This is a genomic window from Yoonia sp. (genome assembly GCF_042093035.1).
GTDB lineage: Bacteria > Pseudomonadota > Alphaproteobacteria > Rhodobacterales > Rhodobacteraceae > Yoonia.
In genome coordinates this window covers 1-5,129 of record NZ_JBELFI010000144.1, presented here as the reverse complement: position 1 = coordinate 5,129, position 5,129 = coordinate 1, and the positions used below count along the sequence as shown (strand labels likewise).

General features: G+C 56.0%; 4 protein-coding genes. 1 reads left to right on the top strand and 3 read right to left on the bottom strand.

Features of this window, described 5'->3' with window-relative positions:
• Positions 1 to 13: 13 nt before the first annotated feature.
• Positions 14 to 220, top strand: a complete 207-nt coding sequence (gene rpsU, locus ACFDSS_RS13335; protein WP_100367708.1) for a 30S ribosomal protein S21 — start codon at positions 14 to 16, stop codon at positions 218 to 220.
• A gap of 105 nt (positions 221 to 325) precedes the next feature.
• On the opposite strand, the gene ACFDSS_RS13330 is transcribed toward rpsU, so the two are convergent.
• The 3 genes from ACFDSS_RS13330 to ACFDSS_RS13320 all read right to left on the bottom strand — a co-directional run bounded on the left by ACFDSS_RS13330 (position 326) and on the right by ACFDSS_RS13320 (position 4,930).
• Complete coding sequence (locus ACFDSS_RS13330; RefSeq protein ID WP_375256220.1) at positions 326 to 733, bottom strand: hypothetical protein; 408 nt, start codon at positions 731 to 733, stop codon at positions 326 to 328.
• A gap of 102 nt (positions 734 to 835) precedes the next feature.
• Complete coding sequence (locus ACFDSS_RS13325) at positions 836 to 3,742, bottom strand: DNA translocase FtsK 4TM domain-containing protein (protein ID WP_375256219.1); 2,907 nt, start codon at positions 3,740 to 3,742, stop codon at positions 836 to 838.
• Positions 3,743 to 3,754: 12 nt separating this feature from the next.
• Positions 3,755 to 4,930, bottom strand: a complete 1,176-nt coding sequence (locus ACFDSS_RS13320) for an aminotransferase class I/II-fold pyridoxal phosphate-dependent enzyme (RefSeq protein ID WP_375256218.1) — start codon at positions 4,928 to 4,930, stop codon at positions 3,755 to 3,757.
• Positions 4,931 to 5,129: the final 199 nt, after the last annotated feature.

The window sequence follows — 5,129 nt, the reverse complement described above, 5'->3', positions numbered from 1 at the left end:
TGGTGTAAACCACATGCAGGTTAGTGTTCGTGATAACAACGTCGATCAGGCGTTGCGTGCTCTGAAAAAGAAGCTCCAGCGTGAGGGCGTTTTTCGTGAAATGAAGCTCAAGCAACATTTCGAAAAGCCGTCCGTGCGTAAAGCGCGTGAGAAAGCAGAAGCGATCCGTCGTCAGCGCAAGCTGGCACGTAAGAAGCTTCAGCGCGAAGGTATGCTCTAGAGCCACCATTTCGGCATAAGAATAGAGACCCCCGTTTGCGCTGGCAGGCGGGGGTTTTTGTTTTTGGGAGAAGGTCTGTTGTGCGGGACAAAGCTGCCAATGCAGTCAGATTTTGACTTGCCTCGACCAATCGAGCGCTTTGACCTCAAGCGCCTCGTCTCTGAAGTAGAAATGAAAGTGCCTAGTACCTAAGCCGTTCATTGCGATCCAAGGAGTTGCGTCCAAACCATCGCGAGTATCGCCCGAAATTTCATAGAATTCACCCCAAACCGGTGCGAGGTCACTGAAACGACACTGTCCATCATACCAGCTGTGGTCGTTTACGCTTGTAATGCGGTATTTTTCGCAGTTTTCAAAACGGACCAAGATAAACGACAGACGCGCTAACTCAGGATAAAGGAATCGGTTGGGTCTAAAGCGGGCGACGAGCGAAGTATCATCCTGCTCGACTTGGAGATCAGGCGCATTTGGTTCCGCATTCCAGCCAGCGTTGAGTTGGGTGAACTTCAGCATCTCTAACTTATCTTACGCGATATCCTTGGAAGCTGGATAGCATTCCTTTGTGCAAAGCGCACCATTCGGCAAAATGCGCTCAAAGCGGGCATTCATCCTTCGTCAATGCTGCTCCGGCACCAAAATCTCGCGCTTGCCGACATGGTTCGCAGAGCTCACCACGCCTTCATCTTCCATCTGCTCCACCAGACGCGCGGCCTTGTTGTAGCCAATCGCCAGTTTGCGCTGGATGTATGAGGTGGAGCATTTGCGGTCCTTGATTACAATCGCAACGGCCGTGTCATAAAGCGCGTTTTCGCTGTCAGACCCGTCACCCAGACCCAGCACCAGATCAATGCTGCTTTCGGCATCATCAGATGGGCCTTCGACCACACCGGACATATATTCAGGCGGGCCGAAACCCTTGAGGTGATTGACGATTTCTTCAACTTCCTCATCGCTCACGAACGGTCCATGCACGCGGGTGATCTTGGAACCACCCGCCATGTATAGCATGTCACCCATACCCAAAAGCTGCTCGGCCCCCATCTCACCCAGGATTGTGCGGCTGTCGATCTTGGACGTCACCTGAAACGAAATCCTGGTCGGGAAATTGGCCTTGATCGTACCTGTAATCACGTCCACCGATGGACGTTGCGTTGCCATAATCAAGTGAATACCTGACGCACGCGCCATCTGCGCCAGACGTTGGATGCAAGCCTCGATCTCTTTGCCTGCGACCATCATCAGGTCGGCCATCTCGTCCACGATGACAACGATATAGGGCAACAGTTCCGGCTGGAATTCTTCGGTTTCAAAGATCGGATCGCCGGTTTCATCATCAAAACCGGTCTGGACTGTGCGGCTGAACATCTCACCTTTCGACAGCGCCTCTTTGACCCGACCATTGTAGCCATCGATGTTGCGCACGCCCATCTTGGACATCTTGCGATAGCGTTCCTCCATCTCGCCCACGGTCCATTTCAGGGCGACAACGGCCTTCTTTGGATCGGTCACAACAGGCGACAGAAGATGCGGAATGCCGTCATAGACGCTGAGTTCGAGCATCTTGGGATCAATCATAATCATCCGGCATTCTTCCGGCGTCAGTTTGTAGAGCAGCGACAGGATCATCGTGTTGATTGCCACGGATTTACCCGAACCCGTCGTACCGGCGATCAAAAGATGGGGCATCTTGGCAAGGTTGGCGATAATCGGTTCGCCGCCGATATCCTTGCCCAGTGCCAACGGCAGCTTCTGGTTGCCGTCACCAAAATCGCTATGCGACAGGATTTCACGCAAAACCACCTTTTCGCGGTTCTCATTGGGCAATTCGATCCCGATGACAGAACGGCCCGGCACAGTCGAAACACGCGCTGACAAGGCAGACATGGACCGCGCGATATCATCAGACAGGCCAATCACGCGTGAAGCTTTCAAACCGGGTGCTGGCTCAAGCTCATACATGGTGACAACGGGACCGGGACGGACCGAGACAATCTCTCCCTTGACGCCGTAGTCGTCCAGCACACTTTCCAGCATACGCGCGTTTTCCTCAAGCGCTTCGTCGCTCAGATGATGGCGCTGGATTTCAATCGGGCTGGTGAGAAGGCCAAGCGGCGGATGTGCGTAGCTGGCATATTTTTCGTCAAATTTGAGCGCTGGTTGCGCCTCTGCTTTCGCCTGTTTGGACGGCTGCGGTGCGCGCTTTGGCGGATGTTGCACAACACTGCGGAGGGCAGGCTCATGGCTGGGCATGGGTGGCACTTGCACGTCTGGAATTGGCATATGCGGTGTGGCCATGCGCGGGCCATCGTCGGGCCCGTCGATCAGTTCTTCGTCATGCGACAGATCCTGCTCCAAAGGCGAGAATACCAAAGGTTCAGGTCCACGCCCTGCAGTCAACGCGGGTTCAATCCGCACGCCGGTGGGCGAAGGCTTGGGGCTGCGGTTCTTGATCGCATCGGCAATGCGGGCGCTGACGCGGTCGGATTGGCCACCCAAAGCAAGACCTTTGTCCGGCACGGCGTGGGTCACCAATTCAGGTTCCGGCAGCGCATCATTACGCTTGAGGAGCCCCGACAGGAACCCGCCTTGCGGTTGCGTTGCAGGCATTTTGCGCGGGGAGGCTGTCAGTGGGGCCGCAACGGAAACCGGTCCTTCGCGCGATGCTGCGGTCAAAGGTGGCTCCGACGTCGGCACAACCGGATTGGCGCGAACAACGGCGGCGGCGCGCGCGCGCGCATCATTCGCAGGCGGGACGGTGAAAGCGTCCTCATCCTCAGGTGCGGCAACACGGGCGCTGCGGACTTCGACAATCTGCGCGCGACGCGCTTGCAGATTGGTCTGCATGTCCTGAGCCGCCTGCGTGGACAGGGCCGCCCCCTTGCCAATCAAACGTAACGCCAACGCATAGAGCATCACAGTGCCCAGCACCGCAAATCGCCCACCGGCCCTCAATTCAGGACGGGTAAATCCAAGCGCAAAAGCCGCAAACACCAGCAGGGCTACAGCTGTCAGCAAAGACAACAGCTTGACGCTGAAAGCGATCCCAAATGGCAAAATCAAAATCAACACACCCAAAACGGTATCGCCGAACAATCCGCCAAGGCCAAAATTGGCCAACCAAGCCTCCGATGGCGCGAGCGTGGCACCGTAAGCAGATGCGGCAATCAACGCCAGCGGCATGAAAATCAGACGGCCCATGGCACGCTCATGGCCGTGGTGCAGAACAAACCGCATACCCCAAGCGAGCAGGATCATCGGAATAGTCCACGCACCCAGACCGATAATCATCATCATTGGGGCGGCGATCGCAGCACCATAATACCCCAGCCAATTCTGCACGGGCGCATCGGTGGCCGAAATCCAGCTCGGGTCATTGGGCGAATAGCTTCCAATCATGACCGCGATCAGCAGACCCACGAACGCGAGCCCAAGACCCAGCAATTCTCTGCTGCGTTTTTCAAGCGCGGCCTGTGTGTTGCTGTCCAAAAGCGGATCACGCCGCCGGGATTGATAAGATGCCATGTTCTGCTTTCCTCAACCGTACAAACAGTCGCGGATCAAGAACAATCCGCGCTGCAATTCTTCTTTTGGGGCCACCATGGCGACCCGAATGTAATGTTTTCCGGGGTTTTCCCCGTTTGCGTCGTGGCTTAGATATGCGCCGGGTAAAACCCGCACGCCCTTTTCCTGCCAAAGCCGCACTGCGGCCTCTTCCCCGTCCACAACGGGCAGCCACAAAAAGAAACCAGCCTGCGGAGAATTGTAGCCTTTGATGTTGCCAAAGACCTCATCCGCAACATTGTATTTCTGATGATAGAGCGCACGGTTTTCAACCACATGGTCATCATCATGCCATGCCGCAGCCGCGACAGCTTGCAATGGCTCAGGCAGTGGCGCCCCCGCAAAGGCACGCAAATTGCGCATGCGGGCAATCGAACCAGCTCCTCCGGCGCAGAAGCCTGACCGCAAACCCGGCAAGTTTGATCGCTTCGACAGTGAATGAAAAATCAAAACGCGTTCGGGGTCAGCACCCATTTGCATCGCAATTTCCAGCGCCCCTGTGGGCGGGGATTCGCGGTAGATCTCTGAATAGCATTCATCCGCGAAGATCATGAAATCATGCTTTTCGGCCAAAGCAATCAGATCGCGCCAATAGTCTGCATCAGCGACGGCGCCCTGCGGGTTGGCTGGCGAACAGGCATAAGCGATGGCGGTGCGGTCGAGAATTTCGCTTGGCAGCGACTTGAAATCGGGCAAGTGGCCGGTTTCTTGGGTCGCAGGCACATAGATTGGTTCAGCACCGACGGACAAAGCGGCAACTGCGTAGACCTGATAAAACGGGTTTGGCGTCAGAATGACAGGCTGGCCGTGCTTTTCTTCACGGCAAAGCGCCATCGCCGCATTGTAAAGCCCCTCGCGGGTGCCGTTCAGGGCGAGAATTTGATCGTTTGGCACGTCCAGATCATAACGACGCTTCAAAAAGCCGCCGATTGCATCAAGCAAGGCATCGGTGCCATGATTGGCAGGGTATCTGCCGAAACCCGCAAGATTATCCGCCAGAATATCCCCCACAAACGCGGGAAACGCGTGCCGCGGCTCTCCGATTGTCATGTTGATCGTTTCCGACGCCTCTGTCGGCACGTCCAAGAGCGCACGCAAACGTGGCCAAGTCGCTGCCGGAAGGTCCGAAAACCGCTCGGGAAATACCATAACTGCCTCAATTTACGAGATCATTTCGCCCCGCTTTTTTACAAACTAGCGTGGCAAGAGGCGTTCTGTCCAGAACAAGAGGCGAACTGGGTCGGTATTTGTGGCTTTTTGGCCAATGCTATTCACAAAGCGTTGCCCCTGACTCTGGGTGGGGGTGAAGCCCCCTCCCGTGGGGAGGGTCGGGGGCTGCGCGACCTAT

Coding starts and splice junctions, on each gene's coding strand:
- rpsU (WP_100367708.1), top strand. CDS start 14: ATGCAGGTTAGTGTTCGTGATAACAACGTCGATCAGGCGTTGCGTGCT.
- ACFDSS_RS13330 (WP_375256220.1), bottom strand. CDS start 733: ATGCTGAAGTTCACCCAACTCAACGCTGGCTGGAATGCGGAACCAAAT.
- ACFDSS_RS13325 (WP_375256219.1), bottom strand. CDS start 3,742: ATGGCATCTTATCAATCCCGGCGGCGTGATCCGCTTTTGGACAGCAAC.
- ACFDSS_RS13320 (WP_375256218.1), bottom strand. CDS start 4,930: ATGGTATTTCCCGAGCGGTTTTCGGACCTTCCGGCAGCGACTTGGCCA.